Annotated in this window: 22 protein-coding genes and 1 pseudogene; 10 read left to right on the plus strand and 13 right to left on the minus strand. The window is 30.9% G+C overall.

Annotated elements, in window-relative coordinates:
- Window positions 1-5: 5 nt before the first annotated feature.
- From A5893_RS08655 to A5893_RS08665, 3 genes are all read left to right on the plus strand, one after another.
- Window positions 6-1343, plus strand: coding sequence for a TldD/PmbA family protein (locus A5893_RS08655; RefSeq protein WP_068822177.1), 1338 nt, complete (start codon window positions 6-8; stop codon window positions 1341-1343).
- 151 nt (window positions 1344-1494) lie between these two features.
- A complete protein-coding gene (locus A5893_RS08660; RefSeq protein WP_068822178.1) occupies window positions 1495-2178 on the plus strand; it encodes a TMEM175 family protein in 684 nt (227 codons plus the stop codon).
- 347 nt (window positions 2179-2525) lie between these two features.
- Window positions 2526-3902 (plus strand): PAS domain-containing protein, encoded by a 1377-nt coding sequence (locus A5893_RS08665; protein ID WP_068822179.1) that lies wholly within the window; start codon window positions 2526-2528, stop codon window positions 3900-3902.
- 17 nt (window positions 3903-3919) lie between these two features.
- On the opposite strand, the gene A5893_RS08670 is transcribed toward A5893_RS08665, so the two are convergent.
- Window positions 3920-4669 carry a DUF1570 domain-containing protein gene (locus A5893_RS08670; protein ID WP_157687530.1) on the minus strand — a complete coding sequence of 250 codons (750 nt, stop codon included), beginning with the start codon at window positions 4667-4669 and terminating at the stop codon, window positions 3920-3922.
- Window positions 4670-4707: 38 nt separating this feature from the next.
- Window positions 4708-5250 carry a TMEM175 family protein gene (locus A5893_RS08675; protein WP_232456833.1) on the minus strand — a complete coding sequence of 181 codons (543 nt, stop codon included), beginning with the start codon at window positions 5248-5250 and terminating at the stop codon, window positions 4708-4710.
- Between the two features lie 122 nt (window positions 5251-5372).
- Between A5893_RS08675 and A5893_RS08680 the strand changes: the two are divergent.
- Both A5893_RS08680 and A5893_RS18065 read left to right on the plus strand, forming a co-directional pair.
- Window positions 5373-5593, plus strand: a pseudogene (locus A5893_RS08680) (BLUF domain-containing protein); the annotation flags it as partial.
- 54 nt (window positions 5594-5647) lie between these two features.
- Complete coding sequence (locus A5893_RS18065; protein WP_232456834.1) at window positions 5648-5797, plus strand: hypothetical protein; 150 nt, start codon at window positions 5648-5650, stop codon at window positions 5795-5797.
- An 11-nt stretch (window positions 5798-5808) separates the two neighbouring features.
- On the opposite strand, the gene A5893_RS08685 is transcribed toward A5893_RS18065, so the two are convergent.
- Together A5893_RS08685 and A5893_RS08690 are read right to left on the minus strand one after the other, a co-directional pair.
- Window positions 5809-6039, minus strand: coding sequence for a hypothetical protein (locus A5893_RS08685; RefSeq protein ID WP_157687531.1), 231 nt, complete (start codon window positions 6037-6039; stop codon window positions 5809-5811).
- A 50-nt stretch (window positions 6040-6089) separates the two neighbouring features.
- On the minus strand, window positions 6090-7001 hold the full coding sequence (locus tag A5893_RS08690; RefSeq protein WP_068822183.1) for a YihY/virulence factor BrkB family protein: 912 nt from the start codon (window positions 6999-7001) through the stop codon (window positions 6090-6092).
- 119 nt (window positions 7002-7120) lie between these two features.
- Here A5893_RS08690 and A5893_RS08695 point away from each other — a divergent pair, with 119 nt between their 5' ends.
- Together A5893_RS08695 and A5893_RS08700 are read left to right on the plus strand one after the other, a co-directional pair.
- Window positions 7121-7912 carry a HipA family kinase gene (locus tag A5893_RS08695; RefSeq protein WP_068822184.1) on the plus strand — a complete coding sequence of 264 codons (792 nt, stop codon included), beginning with the start codon at window positions 7121-7123 and terminating at the stop codon, window positions 7910-7912.
- Window positions 7890-8273 carry a DUF3037 domain-containing protein gene (locus tag A5893_RS08700; RefSeq protein ID WP_068822185.1) on the plus strand — a complete coding sequence of 128 codons (384 nt, stop codon included), beginning with the start codon at window positions 7890-7892 and terminating at the stop codon, window positions 8271-8273. Before A5893_RS08695 ends, A5893_RS08700 begins: the two co-directional genes overlap by 23 nt.
- A 16-nt stretch (window positions 8274-8289) precedes the next feature.
- On the opposite strand, the gene porY is transcribed toward A5893_RS08700, so the two are convergent.
- The 4 genes from porY to A5893_RS08720 form a co-directional block, all read right to left on the minus strand.
- Entirely contained in the window at window positions 8290-9561 is a 1272-nt protein-coding gene (gene porY, locus A5893_RS08705; protein WP_068822186.1) for a PorY family sensor histidine kinase, read from the minus strand.
- Between the two features lie 2 nt (window positions 9562-9563).
- Entirely contained in the window at window positions 9564-10229 is a 666-nt protein-coding gene (locus tag A5893_RS08710; RefSeq protein WP_068822187.1) for a response regulator transcription factor, read from the minus strand.
- A 318-nt stretch (window positions 10230-10547) separates the two neighbouring features.
- Window positions 10548-10826 carry a hypothetical protein gene (locus tag A5893_RS08715; protein WP_068822188.1) on the minus strand — a complete coding sequence of 93 codons (279 nt, stop codon included), beginning with the start codon at window positions 10824-10826 and terminating at the stop codon, window positions 10548-10550.
- 90 nt (window positions 10827-10916) lie between these two features.
- A complete protein-coding gene (locus A5893_RS08720) occupies window positions 10917-12128 on the minus strand; it encodes a serine hydrolase (protein ID WP_094336723.1) in 1212 nt (403 codons plus the stop codon).
- Between the two features lie 180 nt (window positions 12129-12308).
- On the opposite strand from A5893_RS08720, the gene A5893_RS08725 reads away from it, so the two are divergent.
- The 3 genes from A5893_RS08725 (at window position 12309) to A5893_RS08735 (ending at window position 16088) form a co-directional block, all read left to right on the plus strand.
- The gene (locus A5893_RS08725) at window positions 12309-13544 is read left to right on the plus strand and encodes a M16 family metallopeptidase (protein ID WP_068822190.1); all 1236 of its coding nucleotides are present in this window, start codon (window positions 12309-12311) and stop codon (window positions 13542-13544) included.
- A gap of 1 nt (window position 13545) precedes the next feature.
- The gene (locus A5893_RS08730; protein ID WP_068822191.1) at window positions 13546-14817 is read left to right on the plus strand and encodes a M16 family metallopeptidase; all 1272 of its coding nucleotides are present in this window, start codon (window positions 13546-13548) and stop codon (window positions 14815-14817) included.
- 146 nt (window positions 14818-14963) lie between these two features.
- Window positions 14964-16088 (plus strand): PAS domain-containing sensor histidine kinase, encoded by a 1125-nt coding sequence (locus tag A5893_RS08735; protein WP_082911381.1) that lies wholly within the window; start codon window positions 14964-14966, stop codon window positions 16086-16088.
- A gap of 2 nt (window positions 16089-16090) precedes the next feature.
- Here the strand turns inward: A5893_RS08735 and A5893_RS08740 are convergent, their stop codons facing one another.
- The 5 genes from A5893_RS08740 to queA form a co-directional block, all read right to left on the minus strand.
- Entirely contained in the window at window positions 16091-17065 is a 975-nt protein-coding gene (locus A5893_RS08740) for a bifunctional heptose 7-phosphate kinase/heptose 1-phosphate adenyltransferase (protein ID WP_068822192.1), read from the minus strand.
- Between the two features lie 97 nt (window positions 17066-17162).
- Window positions 17163-18356, minus strand: coding sequence for a pyridoxal phosphate-dependent aminotransferase (locus tag A5893_RS08745; RefSeq protein WP_198342296.1), 1194 nt, complete (start codon window positions 18354-18356; stop codon window positions 17163-17165).
- Window positions 18357-18964: 608 nt separating this feature from the next.
- Window positions 18965-21784: a S9 family peptidase gene (locus A5893_RS08750; RefSeq protein WP_068822193.1), complete on the minus strand. Its 2820-nt coding sequence runs from the start codon at window positions 21782-21784 to the stop codon at window positions 18965-18967.
- Between the two features lie 99 nt (window positions 21785-21883).
- Window positions 21884-22564 (minus strand): 2-C-methyl-D-erythritol 4-phosphate cytidylyltransferase, encoded by a 681-nt coding sequence (locus A5893_RS08755; RefSeq protein ID WP_068822194.1) that lies wholly within the window; start codon window positions 22562-22564, stop codon window positions 21884-21886.
- Between the two features lie 66 nt (window positions 22565-22630).
- The gene (queA, locus tag A5893_RS08760) at window positions 22631-23680 is read right to left on the minus strand and encodes a tRNA preQ1(34) S-adenosylmethionine ribosyltransferase-isomerase QueA (protein WP_068822195.1); all 1050 of its coding nucleotides are present in this window, start codon (window positions 23678-23680) and stop codon (window positions 22631-22633) included.
- Between the last annotated feature and the right edge of the window lie 214 nt (window positions 23681-23894).

Below are 23894 nucleotides of genomic sequence, written 5' to 3' on the forward strand. Positions count from 1 at the left end.
AAAAAATGACAATATTAAATAAAGAAGAAGCCAAAGCATTATTAGAAAAAGTGCTGAGCTACTCAAAGGCAGACGAATGCGAAATTAATTTGAGTGGAGGTGATGGTGGAAATATTAGATATGCAAGAAATTCAGTTTCAACAAGTGGAGGTGTGAGTCAGTCTTCATTGGTAGTTTCATCTGCATTTGGCAAAAAATTGGGAGTAGCCACCATCAACGAATTTGATGAAGAATCATTAAAAAAAGTAGTTAAAAGATCAGAGGAATTAGCGCAACTAGCTCCGGAAAATCCAGAATTCATGTCTTTTTTGGGTCCGCAAACTTATGGTCCGGATACACCAACATTTTCTGAGGTTACCGCCAGTTTAACACCAAAAGAAAGAGCAGATGCAGTGGCGCAAAGTCTTAAAGTTTCTAAAGATAACAACTTAAATGCAGCTGGTTTTTTAGAAGACAGTAAAGGATACACTGCAATGATGAACAGTAAAGGATTATTTGCTTACAACAAATCAACCAGTGTCGCTTTTAATGTTACCATGAGAACCAATGATGGTAAAGGTTCTGGATATGCAACCCGAGGTTATAATGATTTTTCTAAACTCGATACAAAAAAAGACACTACTGTTGCTGCAAAAAAGGCTAGCATGTCTGCAACAGCAAAAGCCATTGAGCCAGGAAAATACACTGTCATCTTGGAACCTACCGCAGTTGCTGTAATGTTGGAGAATATATTCTTTGCTATGGACGCCAGACAAGCAGATGAGGGGAGAAGCTTTATGAGTAAAGCAGGAGGTAAAACTAAAATAGGCGAACAAATGATGGACGCTAAAGTGAATATTTACTCAGATCCATACAATACGGAACTACCAACAGGCACATGGAGCGGCGACGGAAGACCACAAGAAAAAATTAACTGGATTGAGAAAGGAGCAGTAAAAAACTTATATAGTTCCAGGTATTGGGCTCAAAAAACTGGGATAAAAGCAATACCACAGCCCGATGGAGCCATCATGCAAGGTGGTACTAAAACTTTAGAACAACTAATTAAAGAAACAGAGAAAGGAATTTTGGTAACCAGACTTTGGTATATCCGACAAGTTGATCCACAGACATTATTGCTTACCGGCTTAACTCGTGATGGTACTTTTTATATAGAAAATGGGGAGATTAAATTCCCTGTTAAAAATTTCCGTTTTAATGAAAGCCCTATCATTATGTTAAATAATTTGGAAGATATGGGTATTTCAGAACGTACGGTAAGTGCGGAATCAAACGTCAATTATTTGTTGCCTCCTTTAAAGGTTAGAGATTTTACCTTTACATCTTTATCTGATGCAGTGTAATTTTTAAAATTTGAAGATTTTTATTTAAAGCAGCGTTGATAAACGTTGCTTTTTTTATTTTATTGAACAATTTTAAACTCAAATGAGCAAGCATATTTTGTTCTCCTATTTTGCGACATAATTATTACTTTAGTTTTAAATTATTTTTAATATGGAATTAAAAAAAGAAACTATTGAGCAAGAAATTAAAAAGGAATTTCAGTTAGAACGAATGATTCTTTTTAGTGATGCTGTTTTTGCCATTGTGATTACATTAATGGCTATAGAAATAAGATTACCAGAATTTGAGGGTAAAATAACAGAGCATGAGTTTTTACTAATGTTGCAACATCAGGGCAGAAATTTTATGGCTTATGCAATTAGTTTCTTTTTTATTGGTGTTTTATGGACTCGGCATTTAAAATTATTTAGCGTTTTAAATGATTATGATACCGGCTTAATAATCAGGAATTTATTGTTCCTGTTTTTTGTGGGGCTCTTTCCTTTTTGTGCGTCCGTTATATCTCATGTAACCGGATTCTATTCTCCATATTATTTATATTTCACCATTATTTTATGTTGCCTGATGATGCAATATTTGCTATTGAGATATGTTACCATCACTAAACCGCAACTAAGAACTTATCCTCCTAATGACCAGGAATTACTTACAGAAAAGTTTTCTTTAGTTGCATTAGTAGGTTTCATTATTACATTTATTTTAGCAGTATGTTGTATTTATTATATTGAAGATAAAGAGGATAAAGTATATGGTTTATATATATTTATTTTATATGCTATTTCATTAAGGATTATAAAAAGAAAGTTTTTTAAGGGACTTAAATCTATGGGATAATCCCTAATATTCATGTTTTTATAAACATCATCAAGCCATTATTTCATATAAATTCTTTATGCAAATGTTTAATTAAATACGAACCTCGAAATCTTGATTTCAAATATTTATAAAATTTGATAACCTTTCTTAAAAATATTGTATTTAAGATTAAAAACAATCTTGTTGATAATCAATTGGTTAAAAATAATCTGAATCCTTACAGATAAATTATGCATTAAACTAAGTGTTTATTTATGTATCTTATTATTTCTATCAAAAAGACAACGTACCAATTGTAAGATTTTTTTCCTATTTTAATAAAACATACCGCCTACTTAAAACATACCGCCTACTTAAAACTTAACATGAATGAAAACACCGAAGAGGGTCAGCTTGCTTTTAAAAAATTAATAGAGCAGAGCAGCTCCGGTATAACTTTATTAGATGCACAATTTAATGTGATCTATAGAAGTCCATCTGCAGAATTAATTAATGGTTGGGATACGAGCATAAGAAAAAAAGACGACATTCCATTAAATATTCATCCGGATGATAGACCAAGGGTAAATGTTTTACTGAAACATGTTGCTCGTCATCCTGCATCTTCAGAAACCTGTACTTTTAGATCTAAGCATTTTAATGGAAATTACATATGGTTAAAGTGTTGTTTTACCAATATGCTGCATGAACCTAATGTAAATTCTATTGTATGCAATTTCAATGATGTTTCTGAACAGAAATTAAATGAAGACCAACTGAACCAAAAATCAGAACAAATTACCGAGCTTCTGCAAACCATGACTGATGGTTTCTTTTCTTTAGATAAAAATCTTTGCTATACCTATGTTAATGAACAAGCATTACTATTGTCTCATAAAACTCGGGAAGAATTGATAGGGAAATATATTTGGGATGTTTTTCCAGATGTTGTTGGATCTGCAACTTACGAAGCCATACGAACTGCCTTTAATGAAAAAAAATATGTTTGTAACCAGGATTATTATGCTCCATCAAAATTATGGCAAGAAAACCGGATTTATCCATCGGCTAACGGTTTATCCATTTTTATCCGTGATATAACCATCCACAAGAACGAAGAACGACACCTTAAACTTTTAGAATCTGTAATTACCAATACAAAAGATGCAGTATTGATTACAGAAGTAGAATCATTTGATTTTCCTGGCCCACGCATTTTATATGTAAACGAAGCATTTACACATATGACTGGTTATACTGCTGAAGAAGTTTTAGGAAGAACACCTCGCATGTTACAAGGACCTAATACTGATAAAGATGAGTTGAAACGCATGCATGATTGCATTCGTAACATGGAAATCTGTGATTTTACAATTATTAATTATAAAAAGAATGGTGAAGAATTTTGGGTTCAGTTTTCATTGACGCCTGTATCAAATGAAGTTGGTCAGTTTACTCATTATATTTCTATAGAACGGGATGTTACAGAACAAAAAAACCAGGAACTGCAACGCCTTAAATACCTTAATGCTATTGAAGCACAAAACATAAAATTTAAAGAAATATCATGGATGCAGTCTCACGTTGTTAGGGCGCCACTTGCCCGTCTTATGGGCTTAATCTCACTATTAGATATTTCTGAGGAATTACCAGATGAAACTAAAAAAATAATGGATTATGTGATGCAATCAGCTGCTGAGTTGGATGAAGTAATACATAGCATCACTTTAAAAACAGAAATTTCTAATCCTAAACTGAATTAATTTTTGATTGGCAATAGTTATCGATAATATAGGTTAAAACCGTTCTCAAAATTTGAAACACTACCAAATAAGGTGCTGAAAATTTTTTCTTGACTATAACCCTTTCTATACATTTGTGCCATTTTAGAAATAAATTGAGGGTCTTTTTTATACAGGTAAAATATAATGCTGTAGGAAGTAGTGTACATATATTCAAGTTTTCCTTTATCCCGCCATCCTTCATTATTGGAAATATATTTTAATAAATTAAGTTTTTCTTGTTTTTGGTAATCATATTTCATGCGTTCTAATCTATCAAATTGAGCTACTATTTGAATGCTAAAATGCTTTTCTTCTAAAGTTTCCAAGAATTCGGCTAAGCCTTCTGTAAACCATCTGGGATAATATCTTGAATTATTTTTTAAAAGTGCATGACTTGTTTCATGTAAAACCGTTTGTAAATTTTCAATTCCCTCATAATAAATAAAGGACTGATCTGTAGTTGAACTATAAAATCCAGATTCGGTAAATCCTTTCATTCCATATTGTTCTAAAGCAGATCTAAAGTTTTTATACTTGCTATAAAGGTTGATGTTTAGCTGTAAAGTATCATTGATAAGATTATCATATAAACCATTAAAAATTTTTGTTTCATAAGAAACTATTCTATTAATTTTTGCAATCTCTTCTGGTTTAAGTTCAAAATCAACAGTGTTTAATTTAATTTTTTGAGCAAAAATTAATGAGGATAATAGGAGTAAAATAAGGGTAAATAGAGCTTTAATCATCTTATGGTTAATTTTCAAAATGTTTTTCAATCCTTTTATCAGGTAAAAACCACATAATAGCAACTATAACATAAAGCAAAGCAGAAATTAATGGCACAAAAAAAGCCAGGATAATGCCTATAATATATAATTGGTGATATTGTTTCTTTATATCTGCTTCCTAATGATTTAGCCAAAACAGAATCCTTCCCATTTATTTTAATTAAAAAATAATCTAGTAAATAATATGCTAAGGAAGCCATCAATAACATAAAACCATATAAAGCAACAGAATTATAACCAAATTCTGTCTCACCCATCCATGAAGTTGCAAAAGGAACAAGTGATAACCAAAACAATAGGTAAAGGTTAGCCCATAAAACTTTTCCATTTACTTTGGTTGCTACCTGAAAAGTATGATGATGGTTAGACCAATAAATACCAATGTATATAAAGCTTAAAATATAACTTCCCAAAACAGGTAGTAAAGGTTTTAAATCTTTAAATTCATGTCCATGTGGTATTTTTAACTCCAACACCATGATAGTAATAATAATGGCCAAAACGCCATCACTAAAAGCCTCTAACCTGTTTTTATTCATTAATAATAATTTGAATCCTTATCATTTGTAATCAAACATCGCAAAAATTTTATCCAAATTAATATTAATTAAGTATTTAGAAACTAGAAATAACTAAATTTGTAAACATCTTAAAAACATCTATGTATTACATTTTTTACCAGGCTGTGGAGTCTGCTGTTTTCAAAAACCAGGAAAACGGGATTGAAAGCCTTCTTAATTATTCGAGAGAGAATAATAAAAAGCAAAACATTACAGGGTTATTATTATACATTGAAGGTACTTTATCCAATATTTTGAGGGAGAAGAAAATGCCGTCAAAAAATTATACAGTTCTATTGTCGCAGACAAAAGGCTAGCTATTGTAAAATTAATAGATGAAGGCTATGCAGAAAATAGAATATTTGAAAATTGGAATATGGCCTATGATGAGTTTACCATAGAAACGGTTAATAGAATTGATAATATAAGATATCCTAATATTCAAAATTACTTAGAAACCGCATCTGCAGTAAAACTAATTAAGTTAATGGTGCAAAGAAAGAAAATTTTTGAAGCTTTAGACTAAAGCTTGGTTTATCACTGATTATGATTTTTTATTGCTTCGCTAATACTGTGTAAAGTATTGCTATCTAAAGGTGTACCTACAGTTTGCACTAATTCTCCGTTTTCTGAAAACTTGATACTGATTTGATGATCATCTGGTAAAAGAATGTCGTAACTATTGGTGATTTCATTTAAATTAACCATGGCTGCTTTAGCTTCAAGATCGCCCATTATATTTATTGAAATTTCAAATGAATCTGTCATAATATATGTTTTTTTAATGGATACAATTATAATACCGATTAAAAGTTAAACTAGATTAATGGTCGTTCTTCCTCTATTTTTTCAGTTCTAAACTTATGCGCATTTTCTGATGGTTGTATAGGGATTTCTAATTCATCACAAATTGCTTTTACCAAACAAGCCCCAAAATAAAAGATAAACGAAGAGTAAAATATAAACAGCATCACTAATAAAATAGCACCAGAAGTACCATAAATCTCGTTGATATTAGAGTTCAATAAGAAATACCTCATGATTAACTTACCAAAAGTGAGTAGAATACCAGTAAAAAATGCGCTAATTATTACGGGCTTCCATTTAGGCTGACCATTAGCAATAAACCGAAATCCAATACATAACCAGATTGTAGTAATTATCAGGAAAATAGCCTCGTTTAAAAAATCACTTAAAAAAGTAATTTCTCCTTTAAACTGTTTTTCTAAAAATAACCTAATTCCTTCAATAATAAATGCCATGATTAACAGGAAACCTCCAGAAGATATGATAGCCAATGATTTTAATCTTTGATTTAGATTGAAACCAATACCTAAATGTTTATTGATTCTTAAAGACCATAATTGATTTATAGAATTTCTTATGATTACAAAAAGTGTGGTGGAAACAAAAATTAAAAACACCAGCATTACTAAGGTAAAAAACCAGTTTTCACCCACCTTCATCAGATTAATTAAAATGTGTTTTATTTCTATTGCACTATTTTCTCCAATAATTTGAGTTAGCTTTTCTATAATATTAGAACCAAATTTCCTACGATTTAAGAAAATACCAAATATTTGAAGGATAACAACTAAAATTGCGGGTATAGCAAAAGTGCCAAAAAATGCTGTTGAGGCTGCAATTCTTAAGGCATCATTTTGAGATAGATTTTTGAAAGATGATTTTAAAACTTTTAAGCCGTTTTGTGGAGTTATTTTTTTTATCATTAAGCGTATTGTTATTTCTTGTTTTTATTTAAATCGATATAAAAATTAAATGTATTAATTTGGCTAATAGAATTTTGTTTAATTACCAACAATAACACCAAATATTTAAAAGGTGAAATATGGCTAAAGAATTAGTGTTAAGAAGAGTAAATGTTGACAGATATGTAACTCCGCTAAGAGAAGGTGGTTCTATGCCGGCCATTATAGAAGGAGATGATGGTTTTTTATACGTTTTAAAATTTAGGGGAGCTGGGCAAGGTACTAAAGCATTAATTGCCGAATTAATTGGTGGTGAAATTGCCCGAAAATTAGGATTTAATGTACCAGAATTAGTTTTTGCCGATTTAGACGAAGCATTTGGAAGAACAGAACCCGACGAAGAAATACAGGATTTACTAAAATTTAGTACAGGCTTAAATTTAGGTCTACATTACCTTTCTGGCTCTATTACATATGATCCTGGAGTATCAAAAATTGATGAAACTTTAGCCTCGAAAATTGTATGGCTTGATGCATTATTGATGAATATGGATCGTACCGCAAAAAATCCGAATATGTTGGTATGGAATAAAGATATTTGGTTAATTGATCATGGTGCAGCATTATATTTTCATCATTCCTGGGATGATTACCAAAAATCATCGCTATCTCCTTTTCCTTTAATAAAAGATCATATCTTACTAGCGCAGGCAACCAATATCAATGAGGTTAGTTTAGAATTATCAGAAATATTGGACTCTAATTTTATTGAAGAAGTTGTTCAGCTAATTCCTGATGATTGGTTAAATGGGAATCATTTTGATTCTACAGGTGAGTTTAAAAAGGCGTATGCTTTTTTCTTAAACAATAGGATTAAGAATGCTCATATTTTTGTTAAATCTGCAAACGATGCTAGAGAGAAACTTATTTGAGTATGCTGTTTTACGCGTTGTGCCAAGGGTAGAACGAGAAGAGTTTTTAAATGTAGGCGTTGTTTTATTTTGCAAAAAAGAAAAATTTTTAAAAGTAAAATATCAACTGAATGACGCCAGGTTAAAAGGTATTTATCCTGATTTAGATTTAAAAGAATTAGAACAGCATCTTCATGTTTTTAAATGTATTTGTGAAGGTATAAAATGCGGTTCCCAAATTTCAGATTTAGATATTCCATCTCGTTTTAGATGGTTAACCGCTACAAGAAGTACAATAATTCAAACTTCAAAACCACATCCTGGCTTTAGTAAAAATCTAGAATCAAGTTTAGAAAAGCTATTTGAAGAATTTGTGCTTTAAGTAAATAAGCAATAAATTAAGCTTTAAAACTGATGATGAAACAATGTTTAGCCTTATCGTATTTATAAGTTAAATCTAGTTGATGTACCTCTGCAATTTTTTTTGAGATAGCTAATCCTAATCCATTGCCTTTCTGATCTTTTTCTATTGTTTTAGAAAATCTGGAGAATAATTTCTCTTGTGTAAAATCAAATTCTTTCCCTTCGTTGCTTATTGTTAAACTTTCACTTGTTAAAGTAATGTTAATAATTGTGCCTTTTGAAGAGTGTTGGATGGCATTTATAAGTAAATTCTGAATTAATTGAGAAAAGAGATTCAAATTTCCTTCAATAAAAACTTCTTTTGATTTGTTGAACAAAATTTGTTGATATTTTGCTTCTGCAAAGAAGTTCAAATTTTCAATGGCACTTAAAACCTGCTCTTTAACTTCAACATCTTCATTAAAATGGAATTGTTGGTTTTCTAATTTTGATAGTAAAAGCAAATTTTTATTAAGGTTACCTAACTTTTGCAATACATAACTAATTTGCTCTACAATTAAGCTTTGGTTTTTTGTAAGGTTAGATTCTTGTAAAAATAAATCTAGTTTGGTTTTAATGATTGCAATTGGCGTTTGCAGTTCATGAGCAGCATTTTCTGTAAATTCTTTTTGTAAATGATATGTTTTTTCTGTCCGGCTTATTAATCCATTTACTTCTAAATTCAAATCATTAAATTCATCTATTCCTAAAATTTCTTCGTTAAGCGGCGTTTTATTATCAAGGTCATAATCTTTCAAAAAAGTGAGGATTTTATTAAAAGGCAACCATATTTTTTTACTGATACTTCTGTTAACTAATTGAAAACCTATAAACAATAGTAATAATAAAGTTATTTGAACTATTAAAATACTTTTAATTAGATCATCATTTTCTACCAAAGAAACCTTGAAAGAAATATTGTAGGTTTTCCCAAAAATATCATTCTTTGTTTCTAAAATCCGATAACGCTCATCTTCTTTAGTTTCTGGATTATATATTTCTTTTGTAAAGGGTCCTACCTTAAAATTATTGGGGTCAAAATCTGAAATAACAACATCATGGTCTATGTTCTTCCAAAGAATTAAATCGCTTTCTTCTTTTAATTGAATAAGATGTGTTGGAAGTTGAGTTGCCTCTTTTTTTAAATTTTGATCTGTAGATTTTAAAAACAAAGAATTAACAACAAAATAAAAACTGGGAATGCTTAATAGAATGATAATGGCAGAGAGCCATAAATATTGTCTTGAACTGTACTTAAGTAATTTCAAATTTAAACTATTTTATATCCTGTACCATAAACCGTTTTGATGTAATCTCCGGCAATACCCAATTTCTTTTTCAAGTTTTTTATATGAGTGTATATGATATCAAAGTTATCAAAATATAATGCAGATTGTCCACTTAAATGTTCTGCAATTGCATTTTTAGAAACAACCTTAGCTTTATTGTGTAATAAGAATAAAAATAATGCAAATTCTGTTTTGGTAATATCTATCTCAACATCATTTACATAAACAGTTTTAGAAGAGAAATCCACTTTTATTTCTTTATATCTGATGATATTGTTGCCTTGAAAGTTTCTTCTTCTAATAACAGATTCTATTCTGGCGCTTAACTCTGCTAAATGAAAAGGTTTAGAGAGATAATCGTCAGCGCCTAATTTTAGGGAGAAAATCCGGTCTTCAACAGAATCTTTTGCTGATATAATGATTACCCCATCAAGTTTATTTGCGGCTTTGATTTCCTCCAATAAATCTAAACCGCTTCCCTTTGGTAACATAATATCTAAAAGAATACAATCATAATCAAACATAGAAATTTGCTCTCTTGCTTCATCAACATCGGTGGCAACTTCACAAAAATAATCCTCGTTTTGAAGATATTTTTGCATGCTCTCTGCTAAATATTTTTCATCCTCAACTATTAGTATTTTCATTTTGGGTAGAGCATTAATTAGGCTCTATAGAGAAAGTAAAGCTATCAATAGTTGAATAGATAAGCTCAGAAATGTGGCTTTAAAAATAAAAAACTAAAATTTAGCTGGTAAATAAATCTAGCACCAAAATTAAAGCAATAATCTTAGAAAGGGTAAGGGAGACTTAAAGATAATTTTCGTATCCTAAGTATTATATTTTGTATTAAGTTGCGAAATAGTTAAAACTATTCAGATTAGATTTTAAAGAATAAAAAATAAATAAGTATAACACCTTACTTATTTAGAATTTAAAAACCAAATATGAAAAATCAAATGATTTTACAATTTAGTCCATTTGAAAACCATCAAATTTACAGAAAGAACAACCGCACCTAACAAAAATTGAAAAATATCGCCGAATGGCAAAACTTTCAATGAAATTATCCAACAAGTTATACTCACTATTGATAATAAGTATAAAAATGCTGTATATAGATTAGATTTAGTTTGATCGTGGCTTAGCGTATTTTTTTCAAATCTGTTTGAATTTAATATTGAAAATTCACCACCAAAGTTTTCATTTTCGTTGTTAAAGTTAGAGTCAAGGGTTGTTTTCATAATGGTATTTTTTTAGACTATACGTTCTGTATACTTAAATCGATACCAATGCTATGCCAAGATTTTAATTTTTATGTATTTGTTAAAAAATTATTTGTATTTAAGCATTTTATCAAAATTTGGTAGATATTTTTTGAATCTGTTTGTTTCATACTCATATATTTTTTGTCCTAAGTTTTTGAGGAATGGTAAGCAAATTTCATCGTATTCATACTGATCATCGTTATAAATATTATTGTTATTTGATTGGATAACAGCACTTAAAATAAACTCTACTTTATTTTGATAATTAATTATATAAGCATTATCAATTGTATATCCATAAGCATCGCCAACCTTATTAAATATTCTAATATTTGGATTTATGTAAGCGTTTTTATCTCCACCATAAAATAAAAATTTGCAGTAAGTAGGGTAATAGTTAGGTGAATTGAAAGTTGGATTTTGGTTTTCTGTAGGATATTTGCTCATATAAGTATATAAAAAGTCATAATCTTCAGGGTTAAGAAAAAACCTCTTTTTACTGGGAAAATGCTCTGGAAAAAATAACCTTTTCATTAACTCATGCTGATCAGATAATTGAAACACATTTTTACCAGAAAAATCCATTGGTTTAGCAATTAATTCTCCATTTTGATCTAAATAACCTACTCCTTGTATCAAGTTATCAAGTTTCATCGGATAGTTAAAACGATCGTAAGAAAATTGTTTTTTATATAAAATTTTACCCTCGTCGTTGTAAAACTCAATAGGGTTAGTACTTCTCGTACTTTCATCGGTATCGGAAGCAGATAACCTATTCATTACTTTACTATTTTTAAAACCATAATACTTTAATTTTTTATTTATTAAGGTTCTATCTACAAAATCATAGAGGCGGTTAAAAGCATCATTATCACTCACCAATAATATTTTCTTAATATAGTTAGCAATGCTAGGTTTTCCATTTAAAGCACTTGTATCTTCAGATACTTCAGTTCCCTCATTAAAATTTGACATTATCCTTAACGAAGTATTTTTATCTACACCGTTTAAATTAATTTGGTTAAGCTTTTCAAGTGCAAAAATAGCTACAGGTAGTTTTATGGTGCTTGCAGGATAAAAATAATGCTTGTTGTTTACATTATATTTATAGGTTATAAAATGGGGTTTATTTCTAATATCTCTATCTATTTGAGTATAAATTATTTGTATCTCTTTTTTATTAGGATCATTTAAAATTTCTTTAAAAAGATTAGGATTATTTTCTAGTATATATTTTAAAGGATTATTTTCTTGCGCTTTAGAGCTGAACTTGATCATTATGAAAGTTACGATTAAAATAAAATAGATAGAAAAATTCTTCATTATGGGTATTATCAATGTTTTAAAATTAGAAAATTATTTAAATAGCAAAAAAATGTTGGTAACGTTTAATATTTATATAAATCAATGACAACCATTTGCCTGATAAAACTAAATTTGCGTTTCTAAGAAATTACAATGGTTAAGTTTGAAAAATTTACATTAGAAAACGGTTTAAGGGTTTTAGTTCATGAAGACCATACCACACCAATGGCCGTTTTAAATATTTTATATGATGTTGGCGCAAGGGACGAAAACCCAAATCAAACGGGATTTGCACATCTTTTTGAGCACTTAATGTTTGGCGGTTCCGTTAATATTCCTTCTTATGATGAGCCTTTACAGCGTGTTGGGGGAGAGAATAATGCTTTTACAAGTAACGATATTACAAACTATTATATCACTTTGCCAGCTGTAAATTTAGAAACAGCTTTTTGGTTAGAGTCTGATAGGATGCTAAATTTGGCTTTCTCAGAAAAAAGCCTAGAAGTACAGCGTAATGTAGTTTGCGAAGAATTTAAACAGAGGTATTTAAATCAGCCTTATGGCGATGTTTGGTTAAAGCTAAGACCCTTGGTTTATAAAAATCATCCTTATCAATGGCCAACTATAGGAAAAGAATTATCCCATATTGAGGATGCTAAAATAGAAGATGTGAAGGCTTTCTTTGAAAAGCATTATAATCCTCAAAATGCAATTATGATTGTTGGAGGTGCGATAAAGTTAGCGGATGTAAAAAAACTTACAGAAAAATGGTTTGCACTTATACCAGCCGGCAAAAAATATAATCGGAATTTACCTCAGGAACCTTTACAACTAAAAGAAGTTAAGGAAGTCTTAAAGGCAGATGTGCCCTCAAATGCAATTTATAAAGTTTTTAAAATGCCAGGTAGGATGGAAGCGGGATACGCTGAAACCGATTTAATCTCTGATATTTTATCTCAAGGAAAATCATCCAGATTGTACCAAAATCTGGTACAACGAAACCCAATCTTTAGCCAAATTAATGCTTATAATTATGGAAGTATGGATACAGGTATGTTTGTAATTGAAGGTAAATTACTTCCTAATATTGATATTGCTTACGCCGATGAATGTATTTGGAAAGAGTTAGAATTTTTAAGAGAAGAACTTGTTTATGAAGATGAACTAACCAAAGTGAAAAACAAATATGAATCTACCAAAGAATTTGGGGAGATGAGTCTTTTGGATAAAGCCATGAATTTAGCCTTCTATGAGCTTTTTGGAGATGCAAATCTTATCAATACAGATATTGAAAATTATTTAAAAATTGATGCAGCGGATATTCAAAAACAAGCTAATTCACTTTTTAAAAAAGAAGCAGCTACTACTTTATATTATTTAGCCAAATAAGATGTTAGACAGAATTAATCCGCCTGCATTTAAGCAGATAGAAGAAATAGAATTTATTAAAGCCGAAAAACATGAATTAAAAAATAAAATTCCCGTTTTTGTAATTGATGCTGGCGAACAAAGTTTAGTAAGACTCGAGTTTATATTTCAAAACTCAAGTTGGCAATTAGATAAGCCAATAATGCCCAGCATTACCAATAGCATGATTTCAGAAGGAACACATTCTTTATCTTCTGCAGAAATTGCTTCAAAAATTGACTATTACGGAGCTTTTTTTCAAGCCGAATTTAGTTACGATCAATCTTCGTTAAATCTATTTTCTTTAAACAAATACCTTCCTCAAACATTACCAATTATCAAGGAAATGTTAACCGGAGCTATTTTTCCTGATAAAGAATTAAATATATTATTGACAAACCAAAAGCAAAAATTAAAAGTTGGTTTAGAGAAAAATGCAAATTTAGCTAAGCGAGCATTTACAGAGGCTATTTTTGGAGATAGTTTGTACGGTTATTCCAATCAAGTAGAAGATTATGATCATGTAAAAAGAGAAGATTTATTAGCTTATTATAAAAAAGTTTATCATCCTTTAAACTGCACAATTGTTATTTCTGGGAAGATAGAAAAATCCTTGTTAACATTAATTGATGAACTTTTTGGAGGTTGGACAAGTGAAAATGTTCATGGAGATTTCGAGGTTAATTGCTTAAGTTCTGATCAAAAACTTCATTATATAGAAAAACCTGATGCATTACAATCTGCAATTAGGATAGGAATTCCATTTGTAAACCGTAAACATCCAGATTTTGTAGGGTTACAGGTTTTAAATACAGCTTTAGGAGGTTATTTTGGAAGCAGGTTAATGAACAATATTCGTGAGGACAAAGGTTATACCTATAGTATTGGTTCTGGGATTGCATCTTTACAAAAAGCAGGTTACTTTTTTATAGCCACAGAAGTTGGTGTAGATGTTACCCAACAAACTTTAACAGAAATAGAAAAAGAGGTTAATCTGTTGAAAACCGATTTGATAGAAGAGGATGAATTAGATCTTATTAAAAATTACTTAATGGGAAGTTTGTTGGGCAGTTTAGAAAATGCATTTAGCCATGCAGAAAAATTTAAAAACATTCATTTTTTTGGCTTAGGATATGATTATTATGAAACTTATATAACAACCGTTAAGAATATTACTCCTGAAAGGTTAAGAGAATTAGCCAATAAGTATTGGGATTATTCTTCTTTTTACAAAGTTATAGTTGGTAAAAAATAAAAAAATAGCGTTTTTTAAAATTTATCCTAATAATTGAGTTCATTATTAATTAATCTTTTCTTTTTTATCTAAGAAGTTTAAAATTTAAAAAATCCAAACTTAAATTTCTATTTTAGCGAAAGAATTATTCTCACTACTAAATAGATATGCTTAATCAAGCTGTAAGTTCTGATCATGAAAACAATCAATTTTTAGAAGACGATAAAGCTTTCATTAATGATTTAACTTCTCTTTACTATAATACCCACGACTTACTTTGCATAGCAGATTTTAATGCAAAATTTAAAAGAGTAAACCCTGCCGTAATTAAAACTCTAGGTTATTCTGAAGAAGAATTATTTTCACATTCCATAAATCATTTTGTACATCCTGATGATAAAAACAACACTGTAAGAACCAGAGATGAAATGTTTAAGGGGAAACCATTACTCAATTATGAAAACAGATATATCACAAAATCTGGGGAAATAGTTTGGTTATCATGGACTTCTATACCCATTACTGACCGTCAATTAGTATTTGCGATCGCTAAAGATATTACGCTAAGAAAGAAAATAGAAGAAGAAAAAAATCAACTTTATCAAAAATTAGAAGTTGTAAATAAAGAACTGAAATACTTTGCCAGAGTGGCTTCACATGATTTAAGAGCGCCTATTTCTAATATTTTAGCATTATTTGATTTAATGGACCAAACTAAAGTTGAGGATATAGAAACTTTAAACATCATTACTTTAATTCAAAAATCTACAGAATCGGTTTTTTCTAAATTAGAAAAATATATAGACGACCTTCAAAATAAAGAAAGAGCTCATCATTTAAAAACGAATGAAAATATCTCTGATATTTCTAAAAACATCATTGAGTCCATTGAAAATTTATTAAAGAAGCAAAATGCTAAAGTTGTTCTAAATTTTTTAGCTTTTGATACCATTCCTTTTGATAAAGGATATTTAAGTAGTATTATTCAAAATTTAGTTACCAATGCAGTTAAATATTCCAGTCCAAACAGAACTCCAGAAATAAAAATATCAACAAGAATTTTAGATCATAAAAAGCAATTGCTGGTAAGTGATAACGGTTTAGGAATGGACCTTAATTTGGTTAAAAACAAAATTTTTGGTTTAAATGAAACTTTTCATCAAAATAAAGATGGAAGAGGATTGGGTTTGTATTTGGTAAAAACTCAAATTGAAGAAATGGGAGGCATTATTGAAGTGGAAACACAAGTAGATAAAGGAACTACATTTATCGTAACTTTTGCAAACGATTAAGGCTATTTAATTGCTTCTTGTAATAGCAATGATTTATCAATTGGGACAACACCAACTTTTTCACAAACTAAACCACCTGCTAAATTTCCCAATTTAGCTGCTACAAAAATATCGGTACCGGCTGCAATACAAGTAGCAACCACGCTAATCACTGTATCGCCAGCTCCAGAAACATCTGCAATTGTTCTTATATGTGCAGGAGTTAATCTTTCTTCATTTTGATTTACTGCATAAACACCTAATTCTGAAAGTGTAAGTAAAATACTTTTTGCATTTATTTTATCTTGTAAAGAAGCAACAGTTTTTTTAAGTTCAGCCAAATTTTTTGCGTCAAAATCTACTTTTAAACCTTCTTTTAACTCTTTTAGATTGGGTTTAAAAACATCAACATGATGATAGGAAAGGAAATTTCTTTTTTTAGGATCAACTATAATGGGAATGTTTTTGGCTTTCGCCGATTTGATAACTTCATCAATTAAATAAGGCGTAATCAATCCCTTATCATAATCTTGAAATATGATAGCATCAATTTTATGTTGCTCTAAAACCAGTTTAAATTTATTTAAAACTAGATTACTTTCACTTATATTAATTTCAATATCCGTTTCAGCATCAATTCTTAGTATTTGCTGGTTTTGCGCAATTACCCTCGTTTTAACTGTTGTTTTTCTTCCAATAATCTTTACTAAACTATTAGCATCAATTCCTGATTCTACAAATAATTCTAATAGCTCTTCACCTTCTTTATCATCCCCAATTATAGAACAGATTATAGGTTTAGCTCCTAATGCTTTTATATTTAAAGCCACATTTGCCGCACCACCCAATCTTGATTCTTTTTTATTTACCGAAACTATAGGAACGGGTGCTTCGGGAGAAATCCGATCTACTTTACCCCATAAATAAGCATCCATCATTACATCTCCAATAATGAGGATATTTAGATTATTAAAGCTATTAAAGAGTTCTGGATACAATTTATTAATGATTGAGTTTTTGAATGAATGAAGGATTAAATTTTATCAGAATGAGCGAAATCGAAATCTCTTAAATCGACTTCGCTCATAATGTGTTTTATTTTAAATTGTTTAAAGCATTTGCAATTCGCTTACACGCTTCTCTCAATTCATCCTCAGAAGCAGCATAAGAAATTCTAATACATTTTTCATTACCAAAAGCTTCTCCTGTAACAGTAGAAACATGGGCTGTATTCAATAAATATAAAGAAATATCCTCTGCATTGTTCAATGTTTTTCCATCAACAGATTTGCCAAAGAAAGATGAAACATCAGGAAAAAAGTAAAAAGCACCATCTGGCAAATTCACTTTTACACCTTCAATTTGGCTCAATAATTCATGTACAATTCCCCTTCTTTTTAGAAAAGCATCACGCATTTCATGAACTTCTTTTAATCCGCCATTTAATGCTGCAACACCAGCTTTTTGAGTGATAGAACAAGTTCCAGAGGTAATTTGTCCTTGAAGTTTATCTGCAGCATCTGAAATTTCTTTAGGGGCAGCTAAATAACCAATTCTCCAACCCGTCATCGCGTAAGCTTTAGAAAAACCATTAACCACAATACAACGGTCTTTTACTGAAGGAAATTCTGCTATAGAAACATGGCCACCAATAAAATTAATATGCTCATAAATCTCGTCAGAAAGAATATAAATGTTTGGATATTTTTCAAAAACTTTAACTAAAGAAGCCAATTCTTCTCTGCTGTAAACGCTGCCTGTTGGGTTACAAGGCGAAGAAAACATAAACATTTTAGTTTTTGGAGTGATGGCAGCTTCCAATTCTTGAGCAGTAATCTTGAAATTATTTTCTGCTGTTGCATTGATATAAACAGATTCACCTTCTGCCAGTTTTACCATTTCTGAATAAGAAACCCAGTAAGGAGTTGGGATTATTACTTCATCACCTGGGTTTAGCATCACCATTAACGCATTTGCTAAAGCTTGTTTTGCACCTGTAGAAACTACAATTTGGTCAAAATTGTAATCTAAATTATTTTCACGTTTAAGCTTATCTGCAATTGCTTTTCTCAAATCTGGGTAACCAGAAACAGGGGTGTAATAGGTGAAGTTATTTGCCATAGCTTCTGCCGCTGCATCCTTAATAAATTGAGGTGTGTGGAAGTCTGGTTCGCCAAAACTTAAGTTAATTACATTGATTCCTTTTGCAGAAAGTTCACGACCTAATTTGGCCATCTTTATAGTCTGGGACTCTGCCAGATTATTGATTCTATTTGATAAAATACTCATGGTTTACGTTGAGCCGCAAATATATAAAAATAGTTTTTTTTATGTTTAAATGATTTAATGAAATGTAAATAGCTTTTTTGTTTAAAATTTGATTCACTGAGTCAATAAATCCCTTTTATGTTAATCCGAGCTAGCGGAGAAAACATCTCATAAATAGGTAATCAACTAAAATGGCAACCTTACAAATGAGATGTCTCTCCGCTAGCTAGCGGATCGACGGTAAGAAGAAAAAAATTTTTTATCCGTGGTTTGTGTGCTTTCATCCGTAGTCTGTTTTTTCACAGACCTTTTTATCCGTGGTCTGTGTCCTCACAGACCACAAAAGTTGTAATTGTTAATGAGTCGCGAAATATAAAATGTTTATTTCGGTCTGTGAGGACACAGACCGAGGGAATGAGATCTCATAATATATATTATCAACCTAATTATCCATCAACTTTTGTCCGTGGTCTGTGTCCCCACAGACCACAATAGTTGTAATTGTTAAAGAGCTGAGAAATATGAAATGTTTATTTCGTTCTGTGAAGACACAGACCGAGGAAATGAATATGTTTATTTCGGTCTGTGAGTACACAGACCTAAGTAATTTTGCTAAACTAAATAATAAACTATTTATCCATTAATTTAAAGCCCCAATCTTTGCCTTTTTCAGTTGCAGGAACTCCTTTTTCCATCCATTCTGGAGCAGGAGCGCCTTTTAAATAATGATCGAAAAATTGCTGTTCCCTTATGGAAATATCTTTTCTATTTTGTCTTTGTACCAAATTATGGTCTTCGCCATTATATACCAACAACCAAACAGGCTTATTTAATCGGCGTAAGGCAGTAAACATTTCAATGCCCTGATACCAAGGCACAGAACCATCCGCATCATTTGCCATAATTGCAACTGGTGTTTGTACGCTAGGCATTTTAAAAAGCGGAGAATTTTCAATGTATAAATCAGGACGTTCCCAAATGGTTGCACCAATTCTACTCTGCGTTTTTTCATACTGAAACTGACGGTTTAGGCCACTAGTCCAACGTATACCACCATAAGCCGAGAACATATTTACAACTGGCGCACCCGCCCAAGCAGCTGTATACATATTGGTTACTGTTATTAAATGAGCAACTTGATAACCACCCCAACTTTGCCCTTGGATGCCAATTTTAGTTTCATCAACCCAATTATTTTTCTTTAACATCTCTACACCAGAATTGATAAATTCTTCTGCAGATTTACCAGGATGGCCAGTTTCATAACTGATGTCTGGCGTAAAAACCAAATAACCATTGCTTACAAAATAAGAGATATTTAAACGGGAAGGAGTAGGGGCAGGAGCTTGATAATTGTAAAGATTATCGGTTACTTTCTCATAAAAATAAACAATCATTGGATATTTTTTAGTGGGATCAAAATTCTCTGGTTTGTATAAAACCCCATCAGATTGATAACCTTTTGGCGTAGTCCAATGTACCAATTCTGCTGTTCCCCAATTAAAATCTGATTGTTGAGGATTTGTAGTCGCTAATTTTTCTTCTTTTTTAAAATCAGCGGAAGCAAAAAGAGTGGGTGAAGTTTCATAATTGTCTTTTTCATAGATTAATACGTTTGCTTCTTTTGCTTTTATCGGGCGAGAAAAGCTGTAGTTACCCATCACCAATAATTTTGGATCAGAAGTTTTAGCCATATCTTTCTCAAAAAAACCGTTTTGCTTGGTTCTATTGTTTAATGCAGAAAGCAGGATAGTTTCTTTAGCGGAAATAAATTTCTGTTCAGCATCTAAACGGACATATTTTAGTGTGATGTTATTTTTCCTCCCATATCCATTTGTGATATTTTTTACAGTACCTGTTTGTGTATTAAAAGCCCAAATATCATATCTATCATAAATTAAAGCTTCATTTTCATCTTCTGTAAAAGCAGCAAAACCATAGCTATTCGGGTCATCCGGAACATCGTTTTCCTCATCACCAAACTTAATGTTAGCAGGTGCAATAAATTGCGTTTTTTTGTCGGATACAATGTTATAGTCATACCAAATTTGAGATTTATCATCAAACCAGATTACGTTTTTGCCTTTTGGCGATAATTGATAATTAGCTTTTGAAGCTTCGTTAATGAGCTTTTTTTCTCCGCTTTCTAAGTTGATGATATACGCTGCATTTTTAGAACCACCTTCCCATTGTATGGAAATTCTGTTCCCAAAATCTGAAGTCCCTAATGCATAATTTGCATTTCCTTCATCAGCTAAATCAATATTTTCTAACTCTTCGGAACCTAGTTGCATAAAGCTATTGCTTTTTAAATCAATCATAGCCATATAGTTTTTCTTTAGCGTTTTACTAAGATTTGCTAATTGCATAGGTTGCAAATAATCATCTTTATAATTCCATATATCCAGTTTAGCGACTTCAAAATCAACAATTGTGGTGTCTTTTGGAGTTGGGATTGGGGCAGTTCCAAAAAACAAACGTCCTGCATTTTTACTAAAAAATACTTTTCCATTTTCGCTTACGCTTGATTTGGAAGGCATACCAATGGTGTTTTCATTTGCAATGATAGTCGCCGAATCTGTTTTAAAATTATAATAGTAGAGTTGATGGATCTTAGTCAATGCTTTTTCTGGACTTTTGTTACCTGTAAAAGCCAATTGCGTTGCTTTCTCATCAAAAGAAAGGTTCTTATAAATTCCTTTTCCGCTGGTTAACAATTTAGATTTTTGCTTTTGAATATCATATAAATAAACGCCAGCTTTTAAGCTAGAATCTTTTTTAATTCCGGTACATACGTACATTATAAAATTACCATACTTACTCAATTGATAATCTGTAACGCCTTTAAAAATAGTTTCTGTTCCGTTTTCTAAGTTTTTCAAGGTTAAGTTTGTTCCTTCTTTTGCAGCAGCAGCCGGAGTTTCATCCGCAAAGAAAAAATCATTGTCAGTTTTTGAAACAGGCTTTTTCTTTTTTACGGTATCCGTTGGGTCTTTATCCACTAGATAAGCCAAAACATTTCCAACCTTTTCTGGAAAAGCATAGGACTTAATTCTTGGAATTTTTATGAGTTCTAAAGTTTTGAGGTTTAAAATCCCGAGTGAATCTTTGGGTAAATCATCCGATTTCTTTTTCTTGATCTTTGCCTGACGAGTTTCTTGATAAGTTGATTTTATGGTAAAGGCGGCAAATTTCTCGTCAATTGAAAATTTGAAATCTTCTCCTCTTGGATATTGAAAACCCTGGTTAGATTTTAATTTTTTAATATGGAATTCTGCATCGCCAGCTTGTGGTGTAATTGAATAACCTACAAAATTACCTTTATTACTGATTTTTTCATTAGCTATACTTTGCCAAATATCATAAACAGAGTGGTCTAATGGTTTCTTTTGGGCAGAAACATAAAAAGTAGTAAATAAGAATGAAATTAGGAGTAAGATTTTACGCATATCATAAATTTTAATTTATAAATATGCAAGAATTGTTTGTTTATTACCAGATTAGCACTGAAATATTACAATTAATCTGATTTTGAAATTGATTTTATTCTAAAGATTCAACAAAGTTTCAGCAATAATTAAATCTTCTTTAAAAGTTATCTTAAAATTAAACTCGTCGCCTTTTTCTAAATTGATATCAAAGCCTGCATTTTCTACAACAGAGGCATCATCGGTAAATAAGTCTTGATAATTTTGTTGATAAGCTTTTTTTAGCTGAGGATGTTGAAAGGTTTGCGGAGTTTGGACCAGATAAATTTCTTTCCTATCCAAAGCTTCGGTTTTGCCGTTAGTTAATTTTCTGATGGAATCTTTAGAAGGGATTGCGGCAATTGCATTTCCTTTTGTTACGGCAGTCTCAAAGCAATTGCTAATTGTGTTTTGAGAAACTAAAGGACGAACTGCATCATGAATGGCAATAATTGCATTTTCTTCTTTTATTTTTTCTAAACCATTTTTTACGGAATAAAATCTTTGCTCTCCGCCAAAAACAATTTGATGTGGAACTTTAAATGAATACTCTTCAATTAAATCATGCCAAAGCTTTTCATCGGCATTAGCCAAAACTAAAATTATTTGAGGTTGATATTTGTTAAGATGAAATGTATTGATGGTATGCATCAAAATAGGTAAACCATTAGCCTTTAAAAATTGTTTAGGAATATCGCTACTCATGCGGCTTCCACTTCCGCCGGCTACAATAATGGTATAAAAAGTATTTTGATGGCTCATAATTAAATCCAATTAAACAAAAAAGACCGATAAAATCGGTCTTTTTGTAAAATATTATATATCAAATTAGATAATCAACATGGCATCGCCATAGCTAAAAAATCTATATTTTTCTTTTACTGCTTGTTCATAAGCATTCATTACGTAATCATAGTTTCCAAATGCAGCAACCATCATTAATAAGGTTGATTCTGGTGTATGGAAATTAGTAATCATGCTATTTGCGATGCTGAAATCGTAAGGAGGAAAAATGAATTTTGAAGTCCAATCGTTAACTGGCTTTAAAGTGTGGTTAGCAGAAACTGCAGATTCAATTGATCTCATTACTGTAGTACCTACTGCACAAATTCTTCTTTTTTCTTCTTTGGCTTTGTTCACAATATCAGCATCTTTTTGTTCGATGATGATTTGCTCAGAATCCATTTTATGTTTGGTTAAATCTTCAACCTCAACTTGTCTGAAAGTTCCTAAACCAATATGTAGTGTTACTTCTGCAAAATCAACTCCTTTTAATTCCAGACGTTTCATTAACTCACGACTAAAATGCAAACCAGCAGTTGGGGCAGCTACAGCACCTTCGTTTTTAGCGAAAATGGTTTGGTAACGATCTTTATCTTCTGCGGTTGGTTTACGTTTAATATATTTAGGAAGTGGAGTTTCGCCTAAAATTTCTATGTTTTGTCTAAATTCTTCATCTGTACCATCAAAAAGGAAACGGATTGTACGTCCTCTTGAAGTGGTGTTATCAACAACTTCGGCAACTAACAAATCATCATCACCAAAATATAGTTTATTACCAACTCTTATTTTACGAGCAGGGTCTACTAAAACATCCCATAAACGTAATTCTTTATTTAATTCTCTTAACAAGAAAACTTCTATAGTTGCACCAGTTTTTTCTTTGTTACCGTATAAACGAGCAGGGAAAACCTTGGTATTATTTAAAATCATCACATCTTTTTCTTCAAAATATCCAAGGACATCCTTAAATATTTTGTGCTCAATTTTGCCGGTTTTTTTATCTAAAACCATTAAACGGGACTCGTCGCGACTTTCTGATGGGGTATGAGCAATTAGAGATTCGGGTAAATGGAATTTGAATTGTGATAACTTCATATAAATTTATTCAGTAATTTGGAGCGCAAATTTAAGAAAAATAAAATCAAATAATTAATGTGAATTTAATTAAGGTTTTAATGGTAAAAATTGTATGTTTTTTGTTTGAAATTTTTTGTCAGAATCTTGATTTTCTTGATTTCTTGATTTTAGAATTTGTCTGAATCTTGATTTTCTCGATTTCAGGATTTTCTTGATTTAGAATCTGTCTTGA

This window comes from Pedobacter psychrophilus (genome assembly GCF_001652725.1).
Lineage (GTDB): Bacteria > Bacteroidota > Bacteroidia > Sphingobacteriales > Sphingobacteriaceae > Pseudopedobacter > Pseudopedobacter psychrophilus.